The following is a 26,270-nucleotide window of genomic DNA, read 5'->3' on the forward strand; positions in this document are numbered from 1 at the left end:
TCAATCATAAGCAAAAATCGTAAAAATATGAGAATTGTAACCGTCTGATTTTGTTAGCAAAACGATTCCAGTTACTTGTAAGCTCCTCACCCGGGGGGACCGGGACCGAACCTGCGAGTAACTGAAAATGAGTCTCCTCTATGGACTTTGGGACAGTCCCCGCGAGGAAACGTTAAAAAGTTTGATACTGCATTGGTTTTTGGCAAAAATCGGTTTTAATGAAAAAATTTACATAGCGAGGGACAGTCCCTGTGCCAAGCGCAAAGTTCCCATCTTTGACGGAACTTTTTTGGTAATTGTAAGTGAATCTTAAGGAAAAATCGTAACAAGCTGAAAAACATAACAGCTTGAAATAATTGACATAAAAATGTAGTTACTTAGAAGAAGTATGTGGCACTTGGCCTTGATCTTCCGAGACCCACTTGCCTCAATAACGAAAGGTTTGAAACATGGGTTGATGCTCGAGAGGGTCCTGAAGTGCCTGTCCCCCGCTTTCCTCAAAAAGGGCTAAGCTTATACAAAAGATGATATAATTGGTAACCCCATGCAAGGGCTTATCGTTAAACCCCCAACCAATTATTACAGTTATGAATATGAAATCAACAAGAGTAGTTGTAACCGGACTCTCAGCCATCACCCCTATCGGCAATGATTTGCAGTCAAGCTGGGAAGCGCTTTTATCCGGCAAAAGCGGAGTTGCTGAACTGACACGTTTTGACAGCTCTAACTTTGCTACAAGGATAGCTGCTGAAGTCAAAAATTTTGATCCCACCTCCTTTATGACTGCCAAGGAAGCAAAACGTATGGACAGATTCTGTCAATTGGCCGTAGCTTCCGCTAAAATGCTCATGGAGGATGCAGGACTACCTTCTGAAAAACTGGATATGACTGATTGCGGTGCATTGATCGGTTGTGGCCTGGGCGGCTTGGAGACTATTGAAGAATTTCATACTAAGCTTTTAAAGTCTGGACCAAGAAGAATTTCACCATTTTATATCCCTTTACTCATCGCCAATATGGCAGCAGGTCAAATTTCCATAGCTACTGGAGCAAAAGGTCCCAATCTGGCAACTACTTCTGCCTGTGCTTCAGGCATGCATGGAATTGGATATGCTTTTTCAGATATAAAGCTTGGCCGGGTCAACGCCATGATCACAGGTGGTGTTGAATCTACCATAACTCCCATGGCTGTTTCAGGCTTTAACGCCATGAAAGCCCTATCCACAAGCAATGAGCATCCTGAAAAAGCCAGCCGCCCTTTTGACCTGCATCGCAACGGTTTTGTTATTGGTGAAGGCAGTGGGCTGCTTTTTATTGAGGATTTGGAGAGTGCATTAAACCGCAATGCCAGGATTTATGCAGAGGTTGTAGGTTTTGGTGCTTCAGCGGATGCCTATCACATGACCGCGCCAGACGAATCAGGAGAAGGAATGGCTCTGGCCATGCGTCAGGCTCTCAAGGAAGCTGACGTCGCCCCTGAACAGGTTGAACATATCAATACCCATGGCACATCCACCAAGCTCAATGACGCATCTGAGACAAAAGCCATTAAAGAAGTGTTCGGCAAACATGCCTTTGACATGCTCCTTACGGCCAACAAATCCATGATCGGCCACAGTCTTGGTGCTGCCGGGGGCATTGAGAGCGTTTTCAGTGTTCTGAGTCTTTTTCACTCCAAAGTGCCGGGAACCATCAACCTTGATACTCCAGACCCTGAATGTGATCTTGATTATTGCTCACAAGGAAGCGTATCACGCAACATCAGATACGCTCTTTGCAACTCTTTTGGCTTTGGAGGCACCAACGGTACAGTTCTATTTAAAAAGTTTGAGGAGTAGACCAGCTCTGGCTTCGCCTATAACCCAGTTATCTGTTATTTGTTATCTGTTATTTGTTATAAGCTCCGCACCTGGGCGAACCGGGTCTGAAAGTGTGAGTAACTGTCTTTAAAGTGGAGCCTGCATCCTGCAGGCTATTTATTTCCGGCGGTTAGAAGCCGCCTCCACATTGAAGAACAGTCCCATATTTGGAAATTGGGACAGTCCCCGCGAGGTACTATAAAAAAGATTGATGCTGCATTGGTTTCTGGAAGAAATTTGCTTTAATGATAAAATTTACACAGCGAGGGACAGTCCCCCTCCGGGCTGTACGCCTCCGGGCAGGAAGCTGTGCCAGGCGCAAAGTTCCCATCTTTGACGGAACTTATCTGGCAAATGTGCATCAATCAAAGCAAAAATCGTAAAAATATGAGAATATCCCCTCGTTCCCAGGCTCCAGCCTGGGGACGTTTTGTTCTTGCGGCTCCAGCCGCTTCTTCAAAATGTGGCTGGAGCCACAAAAAAAGAGGTGTCCCAGAACTTTAAACTTTTACGTTCAACAGATAGGATTGAATTATTATGAATATACAGGAATTAATGAATCAGGATCCGCAGGTTGCCAAATCCATTGAACTGGAGAATCAAAGGCAGCATTCCAAACTGGAACTTATTGCTTCAGAAAACTTTACTTCCATAGCTGTCCGCCAGGCCATGGGCAGCGTGCTCACCCATAAATATGCTGAGGGCTATCCAGGTAAAAGATATTATGGAGGCTGTGAATATGTGGATCTTGCTGAAGATCTGGCCAGGGACAGGGCCAGACAACTTTTTAGCGCCCAGTATGCCAATGTTCAGCCTCACTCCGGATCCCAGGCCAATATGGCTGTCTATTTTGGAGCCTTGAAACCTGGAGATACTGTTCTGGGAATGGATTTATCCCATGGAGGGCATTTAACTCATGGCAGCCCGGTCAATTTTTCCGGAAAACTCTTCAATAATGTCTTTTATGGTGTGGACAAAGAAACCGGCCATATCGACTATGAGCAATTAGAAGCAATTGCTGTCCAGCACAAGCCTGCGCTCATTATAGCCGGAGCCAGCGCCTATCCCAGAATCATCGATTTTAAGCGCTTCCGTGATATAGCAGACAAGGTCGAGGCCAGGCTCATGGTGGATATGGCGCATATAGCCGGACTTATTGCTGCTGGACTTCATCCTTCACCAATAGAGCATGCCCACTTTACCACAACCACCACCCACAAGACTCTGCGCGGTCCCAGGGGGGGGATGATCCTCAGTTCAGAGGAATTTGGCAAAACTCTTAACTCGCAGATTTTTCCGGGAATTCAAGGTGGTCCGCTAATGCATGTCATTGCAGCCAAAGCTGTTGCTTTTGGCGAAGCCCTCAAGCCCGAGTTTACCCAATATCAGCAAATAGTCATTGATAATGCGCGAAAAATGGCTCAACTGCTTACAGATGCTGGTTTTAATCTTGTTTCCGGTGGCACAGACAATCATCTGATACTTGTGGATCTGATCAATAAAAATGTCACTGGAAAAGATGCTGAAATTGCTTTGGACAAGGCAGGCATTACAGTTAATAAAAATACTGTCCCTTTTGAAACCAGATCACCTTTTGTTACCTCCGGTATTCGATTAGGCACCCCTGCCCTGACTACAAGAGGCATGAAGCCTGAGCATATGGAAAAGATAGTGGTCTGGATTATTGATGTTCTTGAAAATTACGAAAATGAACAAAGACTTAAGGAAATTAGTAAGGAAGTTGAAAAGTTCGCCCTGGAATTTCCTCTGTTTGCTTGGTAAAGTGTCACCAGGGGCTTAAAAACTGGACAGGAGCTGATGATTGAAACAGGAAAGGCTTTCCTGGGATGAATATTATATGCGTATTACGCATATGGTTGCGGAACGGTCCACTTGTCTGCGCAGAAAGGTTGGAGCCATAGCTGTCAAAGACAAGAGAATACTGGCCACCGGATACAATGGTTCTCCGGCAGGTCTCAGGCATTGCTTAGAAACCGGCTGCATACGTGAGCAGATGAACATCCCTTCAGGGCAAAGACACGAACTTTGCCGGGGTTTGCATGCAGAGCAAAACATCATTATCCAGGCTGCAGTCCACGGAATAATTATTTCTGGTGCCACTATATACTGCACAACTCAGCCATGCCTTATCTGCACTAAAATGCTTATCAACTGTCAGGTGCAAAATATTTTCTTTGCCCAGGGTTACCCTGATGAACTTGCCCGGGACATGCTTGAAGAAGCCGGCGTTAACTTCAGGTGTCTGCCATATGAACCAAAGTGATTTTATGCTCAAAGCTGTCAGCCTGGCCATGAAAGGTAAAGGTAGAACAGCCCCCAATCCTTGTGTCGGAGCAGTGATCGCTGCCGGAAATGAAATCGTTGGTCAAGGGTTTCACAGGGCATGTGGAGAGAACCATGCTGAAGTTGAAGCCATAAATCATGCTATTTTAAGGGGGTATGATTTATCGCAATGTGTATTGTATGTAACTCTGGAACCCTGCAACCATTTCGGCAAGACTCCACCCTGCACTCAGGCCATTCTCAAGGCAGGAATCCGTCATGTTGTCATAGGTGCTCTTGATCCCAATCCACATGTTTCAGGTGGAGGTGCTGACTTTCTTGCACGATCCGGGGTACATGTACAGTCTGGAATTGAGGAGCAGAAATGTCAGGATCTTATCGCTGACTTCGTTGTCTGGAACAGGACTGACAGAGCTTATTTATACCTGAAAATGGCATCAACTCTGGACGGTAGAATCGCTACCAGTAAAGGACATTCTCAGTGGGTTACATCAGATGTTTCCCGAAAATCAGTTCATGAATTGCGCTCAAAGGTTGGAGCAGTCATTGTAGGCGGCAACACCTTTTATCAGGACAACCCAAGGCTTACCTGCCGTGATTCCGGTGCAGCATTTCAACCTCTGGCCATAATCGTTACCTCCCGGCTTCCAGAACCTGATATGCATTATTATCTTTTAACTGACAGACCACGGGAAACAATTTTCTGGACCGACCAGCAGACAGCGCAAGGAAACACGGCAGGTAAACTTAAAGAGCTTGGATGTGAAGTTATCGGTCTGGACAGAAAGGGTACTGGTCTTGATCTTGCGCAGGGGCTTTCCCTTTTAAGACAGAAAAACATTTACCACGCCCTGTGCGAAGGCGGGGGACTGTTGGGTCTGAGCTTTCTCAGGGCTAAGCTGGCAGATGAGCTATGGTATTACATGGCCATGAAAATCCTTGGCGACAATCAAGCAAAGCCCGTATTCGATGGCAATACACCGCAAACCATGGATGAGGCTCTGAGCGCTCGTCTTGCTGAAACCAGGATCATGGGCAATGATATTCTGCTCAAACTTTTTCTTAGTTAATATGCTATTGATCAAAGGACAAAATTATTTCTGATGTTTACAGGACTAATTCAAACCACAGGAACAGTATCCGGGATTGAGTCCAGAGGTACAGAAACCAGGATGCGCTTGGTCCCGGCAAAAGCATTGTCTAACCTTGAGTTGGGCGAAAGTATTGCTGTAAACGGAGTATGTCTTACGGTTGAAGATTTTGGTCAGGACTGGTTTTATGTGTACGCTTCTTCTCAGACCATGGGACTGACAAACCTGAAGGCCCTCAAGCTTGGGCACAAAGTTAACCTGGAACGGGCCCTGAGAATGGGAGACCGCCTTGGCGGGCATCTGGTTTCGGGACATGTTGACTGTCAGGCCAGAATATCTGGCATTGCAAAATCCGGGGAATCAGTTATTTACACACTCTCGTTCCCGGATACTTTTTCGCGACAGATCATTGACAAGGGTTCAGTGGCCTTAGATGGAATCAGCCTGACTGTTATTGAGTGCGGTCAGGAATTTTTAAAGGTAAACATAATTCCTGCCACTCAAAAAGAAACTACCATCAATTCCTGGACAATGGGCACCCATATCAATATGGAAACCGATATAATCGGAAAGTATGTTGAAAAAATGCTCAGCGTTAGACATGGTCATGAAAAAGTCAAAAAGCCTGAAAGCAAAATATCTAATAGTTTTTTGCATGAACATGGATTTCTTTGATTTTCGCTTATACGTAAGCGATAGTTAGCTTACAAGTAACTGGAATCATATTAGCAATAAAATACTTACAAATTGCAGTATATTTGCTCTTGTTCCCAGGCTCCAGCCTGGGAACGAGGGGTAACCCAATAAGCAATAAAATCAGGGCATTATGGTTTTACCATACAGATTGCTTCGGTCGCTTAGGCGCCCTCGTGGTTGACAGGTTTTGAGTAACCACATCCCTGACAGCTCAGGTGTCATTGCGAGCGAGTCTTTTTACCTCGTTGAATACACGCAGTGTAGGCGCAGCCATTCAACTGGGGCGAACGCGGCAATCCTTGTTGCGAGCGAAGCGAAGCAATCTCGTGTTAAGGCTGATTTTTAGTTACTCACAGGTTCGGTCCCGGTCCGCCCGGGTGAGGAGCTTACAAGTAACTACAATCGTTTTGCTAATAAAATCAGACGCTTATAATTTTCACAATTTTAAGATTTTTACATATGATTGATTCTCAATTGCCAGAAAAATTCCGTCAAAGATGGGAACTTTGCGCCTGGCACAGCTTCCTGCCCGGAGGCTTATAGCCCGGAGGGGGACTGTCCCTCGCTGTGTAAATTTTTTCCTTTAAGCAAATTTCTTCCAGGAACCAATGCAGCATCAATCTTTTTTATAGTACCTTGCGGGGACTGTCCCAATTTCCAAATATGGGCCTGATTTTTAGTTACTCACAGGTTCGGTCCCGGTCCGCCCGGGTGAGGAGCTTACAAGTAACTAAAACCAAATTAGTAATAAATTCATGCTATTATGGTTTTACCATACAGATTGCTTCGGTCGCTTAGGCGCCCTCGTGGTTGACAGGTTTTGAGTAACCACATCCCTGACAGCTCAGGTGTCATTGCGAGCGAGTCTTTTTACCTCGTTGAATACACGCAGTGTAGGCGCAGCCATTCAACTGGGGCGAACGCGGCAATCCCAAACGTGTTAAGGCTATTTTTCTTGTTCCCAGCCTCCAGCCTGGGAACGAGGGGTAATGTGGAGGCGGCTTCCAGCCGCCTGGAATTAAATAGCCTGCAGGATGCAGGCTCCACTTTAAAGACAGTTACTCACACGTTCGTTCCCGGACCGCCCGGGCGAGACACTTAAAACCTAAAACCTAAAACTTAAATCTTAAATCTTAAAACACCTAAAGGGTATGACATGTCAATATGTGGAATAGAAGAAGCTATTGAGGAGATCAAGCAGGGAAAAATGGTCATTCTGGTGGATGATGAAGATCGCGAAAACGAAGGAGACCTGACCATTGCCGCTGAAAAGATAACCCCTGAAGCCATTAACTTCATGGCCAAATACGGACGTGGTCTCATTTGTCTGGCTCTGGCTCCGGAATGGGTGGACAAGCTTGACCTGCCCATGATGGCATCCAAAAATACATCAAAGTTTGGAACAGCCTTTACAGTTTCCATCGAAGCTTCCAAAGGTGTAACCACTGGAATTTCCGCATATGACCGGGCCACTACTATCCTGACTGCCATCAAAGATGATGTCAGCCCCGATGATATAGCCACTCCTGGCCACATTTTCCCCCTTAAAGCCAAAAAGGGTGGAGTACTGGTCAGGGCCGGCCAGACCGAGGGCAGTGTTGACCTTTCCAGACTGGCTGGTCTGAAGCCGGGTGCTGTAATATGCGAAATCATGCGCGATGATGGCAACATGGCCAGAATGCCGGACCTTAAAGAGTTTGCCCAGGAGCATAATATTAAAATATGCACCATTGAAGATCTTATTCGCTACAGGGCAAGGTTTGATTCCATGGTCAAAAGGGTTGGAGAGTCCAGCCTGCCCACCTGTTTTGGTGATTTTCGGGCCATTGCCTTTGAAAGTCAGACCGATAACCACACCCATATTGCCATGGTCAAAGGCCAGATTCAAAGAGACAAACCTGCATTAGTCCGAGTCCACAGCCAGTGCCTCACAGGAGACGTTTTTGGTTCCCTTCGCTGTGACTGCGGCAACCAGCTTAAAGCTGCCATGCAGATGGTGGACAGAGAAGGTGAAGGCATAATTCTCTATATGAGCCAGGAGGGCAGAGGAATAGGCCTGGCTAACAAAATCAAAGCCTATGCTCTTCAGGATCAGGGTAAGGATACAGTTGAAGCCAATGAAGCTTTAGGGTTTGCACCTGATTTGCGAGACTACGGGATCGGCGCTCAGATTCTGGTTAATCTCGGAGTCAATAAAATGCGCCTTATGACAAATAATCCCAAAAAAATCATAGGTTTGGAAGGTTTTGATCTGGAAGTTGTAGAAAGAGTAGCCATTGAGGTGCCTGCTTGCGATGAAAACCGCTGCTATCTTACAACCAAAAAGGAGAAAATGGGGCATCTCCTGAAACTGGCCAATGAAGAATAAATCTATCAGATCACAGTAGTTATGAAAATATGTGGTGAAAAATACAAACGAGATAACTAACTTGAGAGTTAAAAGTTATCAGTTAATTGTTATTAGTTTAAAAAAAAACATTATGATTTCAAATGTTTAGGCTTTGAAAACGACTGGATATCTAAAGCTTGTAAAATGGCAATAAATCCAAGGGGTTGCACAAGATCTTTTGACTGCCCAGATAACTAAGAAAAATATATAAATCCGGAGAATTATCATGTCTTCAATCAGAACTATCGAAGGAATGCTGGATGCCAAAGGCCTCAAAGTTGCATTGGTTGCATCAAGATTCAACGATTTTATTGTTGATAAACTGGTGGGTGGAGCAATAGATTATCTTGTCCGCCATGGAATTGACTCCAATAACCTGACGCTAATCAAGATACCCGGCGCTTTTGAATTTCCTGTAATAGTTAAAAAGCTGGCAGCCTCAAATAAATACAACGGCATAATTTGTCTTGGTGCTGTAATCCGCGGCGCTACCCCTCATTTTGAGTTTGTAGCCTCTGAAGCAACCAAAGGCATTGCACAGACTTCCATGGAAACAGGGACTCCGGTAGGTTTTGGCCTTTTGACAACTGATACTCTGGAACAGGCCATAGAGCGCGCCGGAAGCAAGGCAGGAAACAAAGGTGTTGAGGCTGCTGCTGCTCTGCTGGAAACCATTAAAGTCTTAGAACAATTATAATTAGACAATCAGTAACAGTTTAGCCATTTGCATGTGGCACGGCTTCCTGCCCGGAGGCATACAGCCCGGAGGGGGACTGGCTCTCCCAGCTCTTGTTTTATTAAGTCTGTGTTTTATATCAACAAAAAACAAGGGCTGGGGTGCCTGTCCCCTGCTTTCCTTAGAAAAGGGCTAAACTATTACGACAATCATTTTTTTGTAACCAATTATTTTCATTATCTTTTTTGTTAGATCAATATGTATTTCCGGCCAGACCAGATATCTATCAATGTTACCGCTTGATGCAGTACTGATTAATAATGAACAAAACCAGCAAGTCCCAGACAAAGCAGGACAACTCCAGAAGTAACCACAGAGCGTATGCTTTTCAGGTTCTTTATTCGTTGAATTTCAGCCAGTCAATAGACTGCCTGAAAGAGACTTATAATGGCTTCTTAGAAGAGTCAAAACTTTCAGGCCAGGATATGAATACTTTTGCCTGGTCGATTATTCATGGAGTTTGGGAAAATCTGGATGATCTCGATGACATCATTTCCCAGTATTCCCGAAACTGGAAGTTAAAAAGGATCGCCAAAATTGAGCTGACAATTCTGCGTTTGTCTGTATATGAAATGCGCTATTGTCAGGACATGCCTCTCAAAGTAGCCATTAATGAAGGCGTTGAACTGGCGAAAAAATTTGGCGACGGAAATTCCAGAAATTTTGTAAATGGTATCTTAGATGCAGTGGGTAAAGACATAAAAAATGGTAAATTTGGGATTAGTAAAGGATTTTAAATCCTGCCCTCCGGAAATACCCAGGCTTTCATTCTGCCTGCCCCCTGACTCTTCTGACAACCTCCCTGTCCTTAAATCGTGGGTTCAGCAGGGAACAAGACTCTGGGATCTGACGTATCCAATGCTGCATGGCCAATCCTTAAACCAATGGGTACAAAATCTTACGTCTGTATTGATGAATCTTAAGGCATATTCCTGGTGCGTAAATACCTCGGACTTGATCCATGTGTTTCATTTGCCTCTGGACAAGGCTCTCGCAAGCTGGGGTGAACTTTTCTGGCCTTTATTCAACAATGATTGTCTTTTTTATTTTGTCGCAAGTAATGATGCTGACTTGATAAAACCTGTTTTGAAAAAATGGGAAAAAACAGAAACCATTATCTGCTTCAGGAATAGATATGATCTCACTATAGAAAGGCCTGTGGAATACCCTGTCAGAACGGGCTTTAAAGCAGGCATTATGGCCATGCTTAAAGCTCCCTTGAATCGTATTCAGGTTTTCAGGAAGTAGCTTGCCTTTTACCACAGATGGTAAAACACATTAGAAAACGGGAGCATCACGCGTTTATAAAATTTTAAATTTGAGTTTTGCCCTGAAAAAGGTTTAAGCAGACAAATTGTCTCAGCGCTATAAGAGTAAATCCCCGGTGGCAATTGTAGAAAGCTTTATGCTCTGCCACAACCTCACTGTTTACAAAGAACTATATCCGGAGCCAATTATGATTGAAAAAAAGTACACCCCCTTGGCAATTGAAGCCAAATGGCAGCAAAAATGGGACAATGATCAGACTTTTGCCGTCTCTCATGAAGATATTCGCCCCAAATACTATGTTCTGGAAATGTTCCCCTATCCTTCTGGGCGGATTCATATGGGGCATGTGCGCAATTATTCCATTGGAGATGTAGTTGCAAGGCTCAAAACCATGATGGGTTACAATGTCATCCATCCTATGGGCTGGGATGCCTTTGGCATGCCTGCGGAAAACGCAGCCATAAAAAACAGAACTCATCCTGCTAAGTGGACCTATGAAAACATTTCCTATATGCGCTCAGAACTGAAAAAACTGGGCTATTCATACGACTGGTCCCGGGAGCTCGCCACCTGTCATCCAGGCTATTACAAATGGGAACAGCTGTTCTTCATCAAATTCATGGAAAACGGTCTTGTGTATCGCAAAAAGGCTCCGGTCAACTGGTGTTCGCAGTGCTCTACTGTTCTGGCCAACGAGCAGGTTGAAGCAGGAATATGCTGGCGATGTGATACAGTGGTTGAGAAAAAAGAACTCTCTCAATGGTTTCTGCGCATTACCAACTACGCTGAAGAACTTCTGGAATGCCTGAACAGTCTTGAACAGGGTTGGCCGGAAAGAGTCATCGCCATGCAGAAAAACTGGATTGGTAAAAGTACAGGCATGGAGATCGACTTTGCCATTGAAGACATGGAGCAGAAAATCCGAGTTTTCACTACGAGACAGGACACTCTTTTTGGTGCCACTTTCATGAGCCTTGCTCCAGAACATCCACTGGTGGAACTGTTGATAGCTGACAGTCCTGATAAAGACAGGATAACTGATTTTATTCAGCAGGTAACCCGCATGGATAATATCTCCCGCACATCAGAAAGCCTGGAAAAGGAAGGTATGTTCACCGGCAAGTACTGTATAAACCCTGTGACTCAGGATAAAATGCCCATATATATTGCTAATTTTGTACTGGTGGAATACGGAACCGGTGCTGTTATGGCGGTTCCCGCACATGATCAGCGTGATCTTGAATTTGCACGCAAGTACAACCTGCCTGTTAGAGTGGTTGTGCAAAACCCTGAAGATCCCGTCGAGGAAGTTTCTGAACAGGCCTATGCTGATCCTGGAGTCATGGTGAATTCAGGACAATTCAACGGCATGGACAGTGTTGAAGCTAAAGCTGCTATTGCTGACTTTCTCGAAAAACAGGACCTTGGCAAAAGGACTGTCAATTTCAGGTTAAGAGACTGGAATATTTCCAGACAAAGATTCTGGGGAGCTCCTATTCCCATAATTTATTGTGAGCAATGCGGACCAGTTCCGGTACCTGAAAAGGATCTGCCTGTAATACTGCCCGAAGATACTGAAATGTCCGAAGACGGCAAGTCTCCCCTGCCCCGTCTCGAGGAGTTTATCAATACCACCTGTCCAAAATGTCAAGGTCCCGGCAAAAGAGAAACCGACACCATGGATACCTTTGTAGAATCATCCTGGTATTTTGCCAGATATGCTGATGCAAGAAATGAGGATTTACCGTTTGACAGAAACGCAGTGGATTACTGGCTTCCAGTTGATCAATACATTGGCGGAATAGAACACGCAATTCTACACCTTTTATACTCACGATTCTATGTAAAAGCTCTGCGTGATCTGGGATACCTGAGTATTGACGAACCGTTTTCAAATCTTCTTACTCAAGGCATGGTGCTCAAAGACGGTGCCAAAATGTCCAAATCCAAGGGCAATGTTGTTGATCCTGATGACATGATTCAGAAATATGGTGCCGACACAGTACGTTTATTCTGTCTTTTTGCCTCGCCTCCGGAAAAAGATCTGGAATGGAGCGATTCAGCCATCGAGGGTGCTTATCGTTTTTTGAACCGCCTCTGGCGATTAGTTATGGAATTGTTGCCGATACTGACCCCCACAGGACCTTGTGCCTCATTTGAGCAGACTGAACTGACAGAGGTACAAAAAGAGCTGCGTGCCAAAGAACATGACACGATTCGCAGAGTATCTAAAGATATGATTGACAAGTTTCAGTTTAATACCGCCATTGCCGGAGCCATGGAGCTGGTCAATACCATTAATCAACTCAAGGACAAACTGACGGATACACAACAGGGGCAACAGCTTCTTTCTTCAGCTATCGCCTCGGTTTTGACCATTCTTAACCCCATAACTCCTCATATTTGTGAAGAACTCTGGCAGGAAATAAAATATCAGCAACCGCTGACCAGGGCTTCATGGCCCACTTATGATCCCCAGGCCCTGATCAGGGATGAAGTTCTTGTAGTTGTTCAGGTAAACGGCAAGTTAAGATCAAAACTTAATGTTGCTGCTGATATAGACAAACAGGAACTTACCCGTTTGGCTCTAAGTGATGAAAAAATACAAAAGCATATTGAAGGCAAGGAAATTGTAAAAACCATTGTTGTGCCTGGAAAGCTGGTTAATATTGCGGTAAAAGGATAATGCCAAAACTTATTGTAATTTTATTTCTTCTGCTGACATTCTTAACAAGCTCATGCGGATACAACTTTGTTGGGACTGCTCCCATCAACCTGCCCCATGACAAAAAGAATCTTTTTATCAATTTTGTTTTGAATCCCACTCAGGAGGCCTGGTTAGAGCCATATCTGCGTTCCCAGTTCAGGGATGAGTTTACCAGAAGAGGACAGGTCAACTGGGTGTCTGAAGAAAGTGCTGAGGCTCTTGTCACAATTCAAATAAACGAGTTCCGCACTTCGGACAGCCTTACTGCGAGACAGGACAGAACTGTCAGGACTACAGTTGTTATCAATATGGAGGCAAAATTTCTCGATGCCAGAACTTCAGAGCTCATCTGGTCGTCAGGTCAGGCTACCGGAAGCAGTTCTTTTTTTCTTGCTGCTGAAGATGCCTCCATGCCTGGATCGTCTGGTCCTTTGCAACAAAGAGCTTCCCGTGAAGCAGTTGACCAGGCTGTAACCCGTATTGCCGACCGCCTTGGTGAAAGATTTTAGGCATGAGCAGGCCTGGTTTTTATTTCTGCTTTTGCCCTGATGCCAACCTGATCAAGATGCAGATTGATCGTCTTCTTGCCGGGTCAGGGCAGGACAACTGGCAGCTCCAGACTATTTGGCTTGATGAACAGGATCAGCGGCAGAAAATTTGGTCCGCCCTGAACATGCCTAATATGACTGGAACACCGAGAGCCATAATACTCAGGCATTGTGAATCTGTGGAGGCAGCTTTCTGGAAGGATATTTCTCCCAACCTGAAAGGTTTCAAACCAAAAATATGGCCTTTCTTCTGTTTTGAGTCTGCCTGGGACAAAGGAAAACCCAAAATTCCTGCTCCTCTGAAAAAAACCAAATATTATAAGTATGCAGATAATAAAAAATGGATTTGGGAATATCCTGGTCTAAACCATCAGAATATCCGCAGGTATGTAGAACAGAAGTGTCAGGACCTGGGACTTTCCATCCCGTCAACGATTCTTGGGCTGCTTTGCGAAAACCTGCCAAAAGACAGCGCAGGCATTGACAACGAGCTTGAAAAAATTGCTTTACTGGCACACCATGATAATACTATTACTAAGGAACATCTAAGAGTAATCTCCTGGCAGCCTGATATTGATATATTTGCTTTTTTAAAACAGGTACAGTCTGATGGCGATATTGCTTCTGCCTGGAATAAAATTTTCAGTGAAAAACTTAAAGGCCAGGAAATGCTTTATCCCTTTATCGGGCTGTTGCTCAGGGAAACAAGAATACTATGGCTTCTTGCTACTGGACAGGGAAACAAGGCTCGAATCCACCCCGCTTATAAGAATCAGAAAGCAAATCTTGCACGAAAATTAGGGTTGGAAAAAATTTCTGCATTGTGGGATATGCTTCTTGATGCTGATGTGGGAGTCAAGTCAGGAAATGTTCCTTCTGAGCAGGCCATGGAAAAGCTGACAGCCGGACTTTTTAAGCTTTTCAGTAACCGAAATTAGACGATGAATTTTAAAATCCGGGGTTGCGCACAACGGGCGTAAAACAATGATCGACCAATCCTTTAGCTTAGTTTCCATCCGGAAAGTCTTTCTTTCCGGATGATGAATCTATTATTTTTCTTTACGGAAACGAGGAGTTTTTTATTTTGGTAAGGGAATCAAGCAATTGTGAGAAGGCGTATTTTAATACGTTGACCAATAATTGTACAGATTGACGCCGATAGAAAGAAAAAGAACCGTTTCCGGATGAAAACTATCTTAGATCAGGCATGAGTAAGGAACAACCTCATTATATCGGCCATAGAAAAAGGCTCAAACAAAGGTTTGACAACGAACCTTCACAATTGCACGATTATGAGCTATTGGAACTTATTCTTGGTTACGCGGTTCCAAGAAGAGATACCAAACCTCTCGCTAAAAATCTTCTATTTAGATACAAAAGCTTCAAGGAGGTATTGGCTGCCAAACCTAAAGATCTTGCAAAGATTGAAGGTGTCGGCCCCGGGGTTATAACTTTTTTAAAAATCTGGCGAGAGTTCTGGGCCAGAACTCAGCAATCAAGCCTGACTCAGAAAAGTTTTCTCAATACACCTGAAAAGGTTGTGACCCTGGCAAGGTCCAGGCTGGAATTTAAAGATATTGAAGAATTCTGGGTCATACTGGTTGATAATAAAAACAGATTACTTACCTTTGAAAAGATGAGCAAAGGTACTGTGGACCAGGCCCCGGTATTTCCAAGAGAAATTATTGCCAAAGCTCTGGAGTCAAGAGCCAGCGGAATAATCCTGGTCCATAATCATCCTGGCGGCGACCCTGAACCCTCTTTGCAGGACAGAGAACTGACCAGTAAAATCAAAAGAGTATCTCAAGAAATGGGCATCAGGATTCTTGATCACATTATTGTTGCTGATGAAAGCCACTTCAGCTTTCAGGAATATGGATATATATAACCACGAAGGAGGATTAAATGGAATCAATGCGATGCGTAATAAGTGGAAAGGTACAGGGTGTATATTTCAGAGCCTGGACTAAAGAGCAGGCTGACAGTCTCGGGATTAAGGGTTGGGTCAGAAATATCAGCGAAGGCAGAGTTGAAGTATTAGCTCAGGGCGGTGAAGAGCCGGTAAAAGAATTCAAGACCAGGCTGATTCAGGGGTCTTCCATGAGTGAAGTAAAAAATATTGAATGCGAAACAATGGACTATGACAAGGAATACTCAATCTTTGAAATCAGATAAGCCAGATTCTTAAAACTTCACGAGGCAGGATCAACACCTGAGCATAAAATTGTTGACTATATTGATACAGAACTTAGTATTAACTCCTGACATTAAGATCTGATACAGCATGGCGGGCTCTGAAAACTTTTTCAGAGCCCGTTGTCTTGTTCAAAACAGCGATTTTGACTCTGCAACTCGTTAAATTGCTTGATATATGAGGTTGCAGACATGCTCAACGTTGGTGGTTGTTAACAAGCCCTTTTGCTGGATACAAGTCAATTGCCAACCACTGAATTCTACAATTTTGTAACAGTTTTTTCCTATGTATGCCCCCTGCTTTGCTGAAAATGGGCTAAACTGTTACGCAATTTTTACACGCTGCATTTAATTCATTATTGACTTCTATGTTGTAACCGTTTGTTTCCATGATTTGAATGTACGCGTCACATTATCATCCAGGAGTAACTCAATGACTGAAGATACCAAAAAAACAGAAACTACCAGGAAGAAGAAAGATCCTGCCCAGGACATAAACACCCGGCAAAGCGCTGAAAATGAATTGGAAATCCCATCTCCCATTCCCATGCTCCCAGTCAGGGACATTGTAGTTTTTAACTACATGATCATCCCTTTATTCGTTGGCAGGGATAAAAGTGTCCAGGCTATTGATGCTGCCCTGAATAACAACCGCTATCTGCTTATCTGTGCTCAGAAAGATGAGCAGACTGAAGATCCCGGTCCAGACGATGTTTACCAGACAGGAACTGTCGGGCTCATCATGCGCATGTTGAAAATGCCTGATGGTCGCCTTAAGGTTCTGGTGCAGGGAGTAAGCAGGGCAAAAATTAAAAATTTCGTCCAGACAGATCCTCTTGACCTTGTGGAAGTGGAAGTAGTCAAGGACAAGGAATTTACCGAACCAACCTCAGAATCAGAAGCACTTCTTCGAGCCGCAAGAGAACAGAGCGAAAAGATCCTGGGACTTCGAGGCATTGACGCTGCAGAAATAATGGCTGTTTTGAATACAGTCGACGATCCGGGCAGGCTTGCGGATCTTGTAGCTTCCAACCTGCGCATGAAACCTGATGAAGCTCAGAAGATTCTTGAATGCGATGATCCTTTGATGCGTCTGAGAATGGTTAATGAGCAGTTAATCAAGGAAGTTGAAGTTGCTTCCATGCAGGCCAAGATTCAAAATATGGCCAAGGAAGGCATGGATAAGGCTCAGCGGGAATATTTCTTAAGAGAGCAGCTAAAAGCCATTCGTAAAGAACTCGGGGATGTAACTGAAACCGGCGATGACCTGGATCAGCTTAAACAGTCTCTTAAAAAAGCAGGTCTGCCTGCCAAGGTAATGAAAGAGGCGAAAAAACAGCTCCAGCGCTTGGAAAACATGCACCCTGAATCAGCTGAGTCCACCGTAGTGCGCAACTATCTTGAATGGCTGGTGGATATTCCCTGGAAGAAAAAGACCAAAGACCAGTTGGATATCAAGCAGGCGGAAAAGATTCTCAATGAGGATCATTACGATCTTGAAAAGGTCAAGGAGAGAATACTCGAGTATTTGAGTGTCCGCAAACTCAATCCGAAAATGAAAGGCCCAATTCTGTGTTTTGTTGGCCCTCCAGGAGTTGGTAAAACATCTCTTGGCCAGTCCATTGCCCGCTCTTTAAATCGTAAATTCGTGCGCATGTCCCTTGGCGGGATGCGCGATGAAGCTGAAATTCGTGGCCACCGAAGAACATACATCGGTTCCATGCCAGGGCGCATCATTCAGGGTATGAAAGAAGCAGAGTCTGTCAACCCGGTGTTCATGCTGGATGAAATTGATAAAGTAGGCAATGATTTCCGTGGGGATCCATCATCCGCCCTGCTGGAAGTTCTGGACCCGGAGCAGAACCATTCATTTACGGATCACTATCTCAATGTGCCCTATGATCTGTCCAAGGTAATGTTTGTATGTACAGCCAATATCTTAGATACCATTCCTTCAGCACTTCAGGACAGAATGGAGGTTATCAGAATTCCGGGCTATACTCAGCAGGAAAAAATCAAGATTGCCCGTAAATATCTTTTGCCCCGTCAAATCTCGGAAAACGGCCTTGCCAGCAAAAATGTCAATATCAGCGATGCTGTGCTTATGGAAATAATCCAGAGTTATACCCGGGAAGCAGGCCTTAGAAACTTAGAGCGTGAAATAGGATCTGTTTGCAGGAAGATTGCAAGACAGGTGGCAGAAGGCAAAAAAGGCCCGTTTAGAATCACCAAACAAAAACTGGGCAAAATGCTTGGAGTTCCAAGATTTCAAAACGAAGATCGGGACAAGGAACTGCCTGCGGGTGTTGGAATCGGCCTGGCCTGGACTCCTCATGGCGGTGAAATTCTGCATGTAGAAGTCAGCCTGATGCCTGGCAAAGGTAAGCTCATACTTACCGGACAGATGGGTGATGTAATGAAAGAAAGTGCTCAGGCTGCCCTGAGCTATGCAAAAAGTCGCGCTGCTCAGTTGGGATTTGATGAGGAACTGGTGGACAAGCGGGACATCCATATTCATGTTCCGGCTGGAGCCACTCCCAAAGATGGTCCTTCTGCGGGCGTGACCATGATTGCTTCTCTTGTTTCCGCTCTAACCAATAAACCTTTGCCCAATGACCTGGGCATGACCGGAGAAATTACTCTCAGGGGCAGAATACTGCCAGTTGGCGGTATTAAGGAAAAAATTCTGGCATCAGTCAGCTCAGGCATTAAAACCGTGATAATTCCTGAATCCAACAAAAGAAATTTTGATGAGATACCTGCTGAATTGAGAAAAAATATCGAGGTCAAAACAGTTGAAAATATTGATGAAATTTGGAATTTACTAAATATTGCATCAAAATAATACCATTATTGTAGAGCTATCTGTCTGTCAGAGAGAGAGATTTAAATCTCACCTTACGAGTAACTAAAACCAAATTCTCAACAAAATCAGACGGTTAGAGTTTTCACAATTTTAAGATTTTTACATATGATTGATTCTCAATTACCAGAAAAGTTCCGTCAAAGATGAGAGCTTTGCGCCTGGCACAGCTTCCTGCCCGGAGGCTTATAGCCCGGAGGGGGACTGTCCCTCGCTGTGTAAATTTTATCATTAAAACAAATCTCTACCAGGAACCAATGCAGCATCAATCTTTTTTATAGTACCTCGCGGGGACTGTCCCAATGTCCATAGAGGAGACTCATTTTCAGTTACTCGAAGGTTCGGTCCCGGACCCTCCGGGTGAGGAGCTTACGAGTAACTTCAAAAAAACTGGACCCCGGATCAAGTCCGGGGTGACGGTTAAAGCAAGTTTTTACTCTTTACCGTCATTCCGGCGAAAGCCGGAATCCAGATTTTGAAGGGTATAATGATGCTAATTATTACCCAGCAAAGGCGCGACCTTTCCTTCCCTGATATGCAGTTTCGCCTGATACTCTTTCCCAGCCTTGTTCTTCAGCTTTACAGGTTTTGTCGTAACTCCATTCTTCAATATCTCCCTGGCCAGTGTTTTGGTAATTTTTCCGCCATACATCTGAGGAAAAATGACAAACGCACAGTCAGGGTTCTCTCTGCGATTGTTAGCCAGGCATCCAAAAACTTTCCCCCCGAATTTTGAGTAAACTTCCTGACCACATAACGGACAAGTCCCGATCAAATCATTCTTGTCCAGCTGCTTTGTCTGACTGAAACTTACTCCCCGCTCTTTCTGAGCACCCATAACTTTAATACCGTCGTTAATGAAGATCTTTATTTTTTCCATAAATTCCATTGCCTGTTCATTTCCTCTCGCAATCTTTTCCAGACTTTCTTCCCAGGCATGGGTAACTTTGGCTGAACACAGCGCAGGCAGGGTTTCCTGTACAAAATCAATGAGTTTGATACCTACATCTGTGGCAACAAGTTGTTTCTTTCGCCGCTCTACATATCCCCTGTCAATCAAAAGCTCTATAATGGCAGCCCTTGTCGATGGACGGCCAATGCCCACGGTAGCGACTGCTGACGACTGATCCACCAGGCCCATAATGTCCTCATTATCCTGTAACTGGCTGACCGTAAAATCCCCTGACTCCATAGCAGCCAGAAGTGTCTTTTCTGTGAAGTGAGGCGGAGCTTTGGTTTTACTTTGCTTAACTTCTACGCTGTCAATTTTGACCTGATCTCCTTTTGCCAGTTCAGGCAGAACAACATCATCAGACTTACGCCAGGGCTCGGCCTCGATCCACCCGACTACTTTGAAAATCTTACCGCTGGATTGAAGCTTTTCTCCCTGAACATCTATGGTCAGCCTGGTATTCTGAACTTTTGCCGCAGGCATGAAGGCAGCGAGAAAACGTCTTGCTACAAGATTGTATGTCAGCTTGAGTTCCTGGCTGATAGTTGATGCAGGTGTTTTTTCGGTTGGAATAATTGCGTAGTGATCTGTAACCTTCTTGTCATTCACACATGCAAATTTGTTTGTAACTCCGAGATTCTTTTTAACGAGATCAATCAGAGGCATATAGCCTTGAGGAAGGGCATCTAATCTGGTGTTGATCTCCTTGAATATATCTTTTGTGATATGCTTGCTGTCAGTTCTGGGATAGGTGATGACCTTTTCGCCTTCGTAAAGTTTTTGGGCGTAGCTGAGAGTTTCTTTGGCTGAAAAGCCATACCTGGAATTCGCCTCTTTCTGCAGGGCTGTCAGGTCATACAAAAGAGGTGGAGGGATATTGGTGTCTTTTTTGGTTATGGCCTGGATGATTCCTGCTTGACCATTAATTTTTGCTGCCTGAGCTTCTGCGTCTTTTTTTTGCTCAAAGCGATCCTGTTTATAGTCAGGAGGACGCATAACCTGTGCCTCAAATTCTTCATTTCCAGAAGTCAGCACTTGTGCCTGGGCGAGATAGAAAGGAACGGATACAAAATTATCAATGGCCTTTCTGCGATCAACGAGTAGCGCCAAAACCGGCGTCTGGACACGGCCTATGCTATACCTGTCATTTCCCTTCAGGCTGTAGGCCCTGGAAAAGTTCATACCCACAAGCCAGTCTGCCTCAGCTCTGGCCTTTGCAGAATAAGCCAGGTTATCGTAATGGCTGCCCGGTTTGACATTAGCCATAGCTTTTTTGATGCCTGAATCGGTGTTATCCAGAACCCACAGTCTGCGAAAAGGGAGCTTGCACTTAAAGTAGTTGTAAACATGCCTGAAAATCAGCTCACCTTCCCGGGCTGCATCTGTAGCTACAATAATTTCTGAGATGTCCTTTCTGCTAAAGAGTTTTTTCAATACGCCCAACTGCGATGCCGAGGATTTGATCTCTTTTAACAGGAAGTTCTCAGGAAACATGGGCAGGGTATTAAAGGACCACTTTTTCCATGCAGGATTTTGCTCGTCCGGGTATGCATATCCCAGCAGATGACCGATCATCCAGGAAATGACATATCTGTCATTTTCCACAAAACCCTTATTTTGCTTAGATGAAACTTTCAGTATGCGAGCCAGATCCCTTCCTGCAGACGGCTTTTCTGCCAGAACCAGCACTTTTTTGTCTGCCAATTTATTTTCCTTTAACCTGTCGTTATTATTCGTAAGCTCCTCACCCGGGCGGCCCGGGACTGAACCTGGAAGTAACTGTCTTTAAAGTGGAGCCTGCATCCTGCAGGCTATTTAATTCCAGGCGGCTGGAAGCCGCCTCCACCTTGAAGAACTGTCACATATTTGTTCCCCTGGGGCGGCCCGGGACCGAACCTGCGAGTAACTGTCTTTAAAGTGGAGCCTGCATCCTGCAGGCTATTTAATTCCAGGCGGCTGGAAGCCGCCTCCACGTTGAAGAACAGTCCCATATTTGGAAATTGGGACAGTCCCCGCGAGGTATTATAAAAAAGATTGATGCTGCATTGGTTCCTGATAGAAATTTGATTTAATGATAAAATTTACACAGCGAGGGACAGTCCCTGTGCCAGGCGCAAGGTTCCCATCTTACACCCCTCGTTGCCAGGCTCCAGCCTGGGAACAAGAAAAACAGCCTTAGCACGAGATTGCTTCGCTTCGCTCGCAACAAGGATTGCCGCGCTCGCCCCAGTTGAATGGCTGCGCCTACACTGCGTGTATTCAACGAGGTAAAAAGACTCGCTCGCAATGACAGCTGAGGTGTCTGGAATGTGGTTGCTGAAAACCTGTCACCCACAAGTGAGCCTAAGCGACCGAAGCAATCTTTATCGTAAAACCGTAATGCTCTGAATTTATTACATATACGATTGTAGTCACTTGTAAGGATTCACGCAAAAAATCTACAATCAGAATATTTATATCATCTGTCTTTGCTTTGTGATAAAGATTTTGCCGGGATCTTTTTCACCCAGTATGCTCTGGACAACAAACAGCGGGCTCAAATATCCATTTTCCCAGGAAAATGTAATTGTAAGCCTTGGTCCCTGTTCCCATAAGTACTTTTGCACCACACTACGCAGGTCCCATCTGGTAATCTTTTTTTTGCCCTGCTTGTCAACTATATATTCAGACATCTCAACAAAACTCTGCCAGCGCTCTTCTAAAACCTGAAACTCATCCTGATCCACACTGAAATCCACGGCAAACTCTTCAGCATGAGCCTGAGCCTGCTTCCGACTCAGGGACAAGCTGTCTATCCTTTCAACCTGCAAACCTGAGGGCAGATTATCATTCATATTGCTAATGGATTGAGCAATGTTCAAGGACTCCCTTGTAAAAATATTGAACCATTCCTGCAAACTGGCAACGCCTACGGGCAGGGCCTGACCAAAAGAAATAACCGGAGCAGGTCTGAATCCTTTGGAAAAAGTCAGGGGCCAGGAGCATCTTCGCATGGCTCGCTCAAAAATTGATTGCAATTCAAGTTGACTAAGATAAATACTAAGGCCTGTTTTCCGGTACCATACCCGGTAATGGCAGGATTTTTCAGTCAAATCCTTTTGCTCAACAGACAATTCCTGTTCTTCATCCTCCTGATCCCTGTGATCAAGATTAAGAATATTGTTTATTTTCAAACCACCTGAGGCAGGCAGTCTGGAAGGCGATCCTTTTTTCTGACATACACCGCATTGACGACAGTTCTGGTATCTGCAGTCTTTTGTAGTTTTATTTTGCAAAGCCCTGTTTTTTTCCGTCTGCAGATATTTTTTGCTTAATCCACAGTCCAGATGATCCCAGGGCAGATATTCATCAAGTTGTCGGGATCTTAGATAGTCTTCAGGTTTCAAGCCACACTCACTCATTATTTCCAGCCATGGATCAAGTTTGAAACTGTCAGTCCAACTGGTAAAAACCTGACCTCGGTCATATGCTTTCTGCACAATAAGAGATAACTCTCGCCCTGCTCTGGCAAAAATACCTTCCAGCATGCTCATTTCAGGATCATGCCATTTTAGAGTAAGCTTTTTATGTCTTTTGAAGATACTTCGCAAATAGCCAATCTTTTCATAAGTCTCATTCAGAGACAATTGCCTCTCCCACTGAAATGGCGTGTGAGATTTAGGCACAAAAGGCGATATGGAAGCTGTGACCTGAATATTTTTCTGGTTCTGTCTGCCTGTTTCCAGAACTTTCAGACACAGTTTTTTGATACCCTCAAGGTCTTCCTGGGTTTCTGTGGGCAGTCCAATCATGAAGTAAAGCTTTACCCCCTTCCAGCCCAGACGAAACAATTTTTCAGTATGATCAAGAAGATCTTCCTCTGTTATGCCTTTGTTGATTACATCTCTAAGTCTCTGCGTTCCTGCTTCAGGGGCCAGGGTTGCGTGAGTGCGCCTGATTCGGGCAATGAGCTGCATGAGATTCTCATTGACTGAACCAACTCTCAGGGAAGGTAGTGATATGGCCACCTGCTCCTGCTGACATTTGACAAAACTTCTGACAAAGAGCTCCTCAAGGGCAGAGAAATCTCCTGTACTCAGGGACAAAAACGAGACTTCTTCAAGCCCTGTTTCAGTTAGACCTTCATTAATGATTTCAACTATCTTTGAAACCCTTCTTTCTCTTACTGGGCGATAAATACTGCCAGCCTGGCAAAAACGGCACCCTCTTGTACAGCCCCGAGCTATTTCCACACTGAAGCGATCATGAACAATTTTTCCATAAGGTACAACCTGATCTGCAGGAAAAGCAACATCGTTAAGATCGGGGACAACAGCTTTGAAAACTCTTTCATATCCTTCCTGTTCAGGAGTGATGCCAGACTGTACACTGCTTTGAAACAAAGACGGTACATAGATACCTGGAATTTCCTTGATCCGAAGCAGCAGTTCTTCCCTGTCCTGCCTCATGATTTTGGCCTGACGCACAGCCTCAGCCACAAAAATCAAAACCTTTTCCCCGTCTCCAAGCACCATGAGGTCAAAAAAGTCAGCTACTGGCTCGGCATTGAACGTAGCCCCCCCACCAGCAATAACCAATGGCCAGGATTCATTTCTATCTCTGGCATAAAGGGGAAAACCCGCAAGATCCAGCATATAAAGAATATTGGTGTAGCACAGCTCATGCGTCAGGCTGAAAGCTATAATATCCAGATCCTTCAGCGGTTGATCAGACTCTAAGGTCCCAAGGGGCACATTACGCTCTTTCATGACCTGTGCTGCCTCAACAGAAGGAGCAAACACCCGTTGCGCGTAAAAATCCGGTTCATCATTGATCTGCTTGTAAAGAATTTTCTGACCGAGATAAGACATCCCGACTTCATAAAGATCTGGAAATGCCAAGCCCACATTGACAGAAACTTTTTGCAAATCTTTATGGACGGCATTAACTTCATTACCGAGATAATGGCTTGGTTTTGGCAAATAGGGTAATATTTTCTTCATTATTTATTATTATGGCTGGAGTTTTAACCAGATTTTCGCAATACAGCTGCAAAAAAAGATTCCTTTAAATCAAGGGCGGTATCAGTTGAAAACATATCCTCAAGTTGAAAATGCTTAAACTTATACAAAAAATCATTAATCTGTATTTCATTTTCCTTTCTGCTGAGTGTGCAGGTTATATAAACCACCCTGCCATTGTCTGTTGTGACCCGGGCGGCACTTTGCAAAAGTATTTTCTGGGTCATGGCCAGTTTGCGGACATCCGCAATCCTTCTTTTCCACTTTATATCCGGTCTTCTGCTAAGCACTCCCAAGCCTGAACACGGAGCATCAATAAGCACGGTTCCAGGCATAATTCTCAGCGGCGGACAATCCCCATCGGCGGTAAATACAGAAAGTTTCCGACCATTAAGAACGCACTGTTCTTTAAGGTTTTTCAGGCGTTTGAAATGTACATCACTGGAAAAAACCCTTTTGTCATGATTCAGCATCAGCATGGATTTGCCTCCACTGCCGGCGCACATATCCCATACAGGATTTTCCCATCGTGACATGCCAGCCTTATGCATGGCCAGTTGACCTGCAAAACTTTGCCGGTATACCTTTCCTTTCCTGATATATTGCTCAACATCCGGATAGTCAGGCTTCAGAAGCACGCTGCTGCCTTTTCTATCCATAATATATTCCTCCAGGTTCAAAATGCCCTGACAATCACTGTCTTCCCGGACACTCAGAGGCGGCTGCTCCAAACTTTGTTTTAAATACTCAAGACATGCATCAGCCCCATAGTCTTTTTTCCACATCTTAACAATCCAAAGAGGACATGAATAATACCTGGACCAGAATTCCAACTGGCTGGGATTATCCTTTTGGAAATTCTGCTGATCAAAGAGATCTTCATGAGCAAGCTTGCGCAGGACAGCATTGACAAGAGAGGCCATTTTCCGGCCAAAAATATTTTTGCAGAGATGGACGAAGCTGGACAGGGTAGCATAATGCGGTACCCTGTCCATATAAAACAGTTCATAACCGGCCAGAACCAGGATAAGTCTGACCTTTGCAGGCAGCTTGTCGGGCTGCTGCAAAAGAGAATTTATCATGTAATCCAGACGGCCTTTATGGCGCAATGACCCATAAACAAGTTCTGTTACAAAACCCTTGTCGCGTTGATCAGCAATCTTCAAAAGCTCTTGATCCAGAGCCTTTTGCAGGGCCATGTTCATATGAAGACATTGGGAAACAACCTTAAGGGCTGTTACTCTGGGGTTTCTTGAAGGGGAAGCGTTATGCATTTTTTGAAAGCCCGACACTTGACATATTTTAGCGAGCTTGCTTCAGCGTGACAGTTTTGCTCATTTTAAACAGCTTACCCGGGCGTCCGGAACAGAACCTGCGAAGTAACTGTCTTGATAAGTGGAGCCTGCATCCTGCAGGCTTCTAAGTGACTAGAATCATATTGACAATAAAATCAAATACTTACAAATTTCAGTATATTTGCTCTTGTTCCCAGGCTCCAGCCTGGGAACGAGGTGTATGAGTTACTCGCAGGTTTGGTCCCGGGCCGACCAGGTGAGGAGCTTCTAAGTAACTAAAATCAAATTATCAACAAAATCAGACGGTTATAGTTTTCACAATTTTAAGATTTTTACATATGATTGATTCTCAATTACCAGAAAAGTTC

General features: G+C 44.5%; 18 protein-coding genes. 15 read left to right on the forward strand and 3 right to left on the reverse strand.

The window, feature by feature from the left end; all coding sequences use genetic code 11:
• Window positions 1–593 precede the first annotated feature (593 nt).
• The 15 genes from fabF (at window position 594) to lon (ending at window position 18,637) form a co-directional block, all read left to right on the forward strand.
• Window positions 594–1,838 (forward strand): beta-ketoacyl-ACP synthase II, encoded by a 1,245-nt coding sequence (fabF, locus tag LZ23_RS18815; protein ID WP_045216849.1) that lies wholly within the window; start codon window positions 594–596, stop codon window positions 1,836–1,838.
• A gap of 564 nt (window positions 1,839–2,402) precedes the next feature.
• Window positions 2,403–3,641 (forward strand): serine hydroxymethyltransferase, encoded by a 1,239-nt coding sequence (glyA, locus tag LZ23_RS18820; RefSeq protein ID WP_045216851.1) that lies wholly within the window; start codon window positions 2,403–2,405, stop codon window positions 3,639–3,641.
• Window positions 3,642–3,681: 40 nt separating this feature from the next.
• Window positions 3,682–4,143 (forward strand): deoxycytidylate deaminase, encoded by a 462-nt coding sequence (locus LZ23_RS18825; protein ID WP_269745196.1) that lies wholly within the window; start codon window positions 3,682–3,684, stop codon window positions 4,141–4,143.
• Entirely contained in the window at window positions 4,130–5,233 is a 1,104-nt protein-coding gene (gene ribD, locus LZ23_RS18830; RefSeq protein ID WP_045216737.1) for a bifunctional diaminohydroxyphosphoribosylaminopyrimidine deaminase/5-amino-6-(5-phosphoribosylamino)uracil reductase RibD, read from the forward strand. The genes LZ23_RS18825 and ribD overlap by 14 nt, the downstream gene beginning before the upstream one ends.
• Before the next feature lie 33 nt (window positions 5,234–5,266).
• Window positions 5,267–5,929 carry a riboflavin synthase gene (locus LZ23_RS18835; RefSeq protein ID WP_045216739.1) on the forward strand — a complete coding sequence of 221 codons (663 nt, stop codon included), beginning with the start codon at window positions 5,267–5,269 and terminating at the stop codon, window positions 5,927–5,929.
• Between the two features lie 1,177 nt (window positions 5,930–7,106).
• Complete coding sequence (locus LZ23_RS18840) at window positions 7,107–8,318, forward strand: bifunctional 3,4-dihydroxy-2-butanone-4-phosphate synthase/GTP cyclohydrolase II (protein WP_045216740.1); 1,212 nt, start codon at window positions 7,107–7,109, stop codon at window positions 8,316–8,318.
• 247 nt (window positions 8,319–8,565) lie between these two features.
• Entirely contained in the window at window positions 8,566–9,036 is a 471-nt protein-coding gene (gene ribH, locus LZ23_RS18845) for a 6,7-dimethyl-8-ribityllumazine synthase (RefSeq protein ID WP_045216742.1), read from the forward strand.
• A 299-nt stretch (window positions 9,037–9,335) separates the two neighbouring features.
• Window positions 9,336–9,812, forward strand: a complete 477-nt coding sequence (nusB, locus tag LZ23_RS18850; RefSeq protein WP_045216744.1) for a transcription antitermination factor NusB — start codon at window positions 9,336–9,338, stop codon at window positions 9,810–9,812.
• The gene (locus LZ23_RS18855; protein ID WP_045216745.1) at window positions 9,781–10,323 is read left to right on the forward strand and encodes a hypothetical protein; all 543 of its coding nucleotides are present in this window, start codon (window positions 9,781–9,783) and stop codon (window positions 10,321–10,323) included. Before nusB ends, LZ23_RS18855 begins: the two co-directional genes overlap by 32 nt.
• A gap of 208 nt (window positions 10,324–10,531) precedes the next feature.
• The gene (gene leuS, locus LZ23_RS18860; protein ID WP_045216747.1) at window positions 10,532–13,030 is read left to right on the forward strand and encodes a leucine--tRNA ligase; all 2,499 of its coding nucleotides are present in this window, start codon (window positions 10,532–10,534) and stop codon (window positions 13,028–13,030) included.
• Window positions 13,030–13,560, forward strand: a complete 531-nt coding sequence (lptE, locus tag LZ23_RS22960) for a DUF4136 domain-containing protein (protein ID WP_052507523.1) — start codon at window positions 13,030–13,032, stop codon at window positions 13,558–13,560. Before leuS ends, lptE begins: the two co-directional genes overlap by 1 nt.
• Before the next feature lie 2 nt (window positions 13,561–13,562).
• On the forward strand, window positions 13,563–14,537 hold the full coding sequence (holA, locus tag LZ23_RS18870) for a DNA polymerase III subunit delta (protein ID WP_045216748.1): 975 nt from the start codon (window positions 13,563–13,565) through the stop codon (window positions 14,535–14,537).
• A 269-nt stretch (window positions 14,538–14,806) separates the two neighbouring features.
• A complete protein-coding gene (gene radC / locus LZ23_RS18875; protein WP_045216750.1) occupies window positions 14,807–15,487 on the forward strand; it encodes a RadC family protein in 681 nt (226 codons plus the stop codon).
• A 17-nt stretch (window positions 15,488–15,504) separates the two neighbouring features.
• The gene (locus tag LZ23_RS18880) at window positions 15,505–15,774 is read left to right on the forward strand and encodes an acylphosphatase (RefSeq protein ID WP_045216752.1); all 270 of its coding nucleotides are present in this window, start codon (window positions 15,505–15,507) and stop codon (window positions 15,772–15,774) included.
• A gap of 451 nt (window positions 15,775–16,225) precedes the next feature.
• The gene (gene lon, locus LZ23_RS18885) at window positions 16,226–18,637 is read left to right on the forward strand and encodes an endopeptidase La (protein WP_045216753.1); all 2,412 of its coding nucleotides are present in this window, start codon (window positions 16,226–16,228) and stop codon (window positions 18,635–18,637) included.
• A gap of 511 nt (window positions 18,638–19,148) precedes the next feature.
• Here the strand turns inward: lon and LZ23_RS18890 are convergent.
• The 3 genes from LZ23_RS18890 to LZ23_RS18905 form a co-directional block, all read right to left on the reverse strand.
• Window positions 19,149–21,311: a type IA DNA topoisomerase gene (locus tag LZ23_RS18890; RefSeq protein ID WP_052507524.1), complete on the reverse strand. Its 2,163-nt coding sequence runs from the start codon at window positions 21,309–21,311 to the stop codon at window positions 19,149–19,151.
• A 749-nt stretch (window positions 21,312–22,060) separates the two neighbouring features.
• A complete protein-coding gene (locus LZ23_RS18900) occupies window positions 22,061–24,589 on the reverse strand; it encodes a TIGR03960 family B12-binding radical SAM protein (protein ID WP_045216754.1) in 2,529 nt (842 codons plus the stop codon).
• Window positions 24,590–24,612: 23 nt separating this feature from the next.
• Window positions 24,613–25,881, reverse strand: a complete 1,269-nt coding sequence (locus LZ23_RS18905; RefSeq protein ID WP_045216755.1) for a transcription antitermination factor NusB — start codon at window positions 25,879–25,881, stop codon at window positions 24,613–24,615.
• Window positions 25,882–26,270 lie beyond the last annotated feature (389 nt).

The sequence above is a fragment of the Desulfonatronovibrio magnus genome, assembly GCF_000934755.1.
GTDB classification, from domain to species: Bacteria; Desulfobacterota; Desulfovibrionia; order Desulfovibrionales; family Desulfonatronovibrionaceae; genus Desulfonatronovibrio; species Desulfonatronovibrio magnus.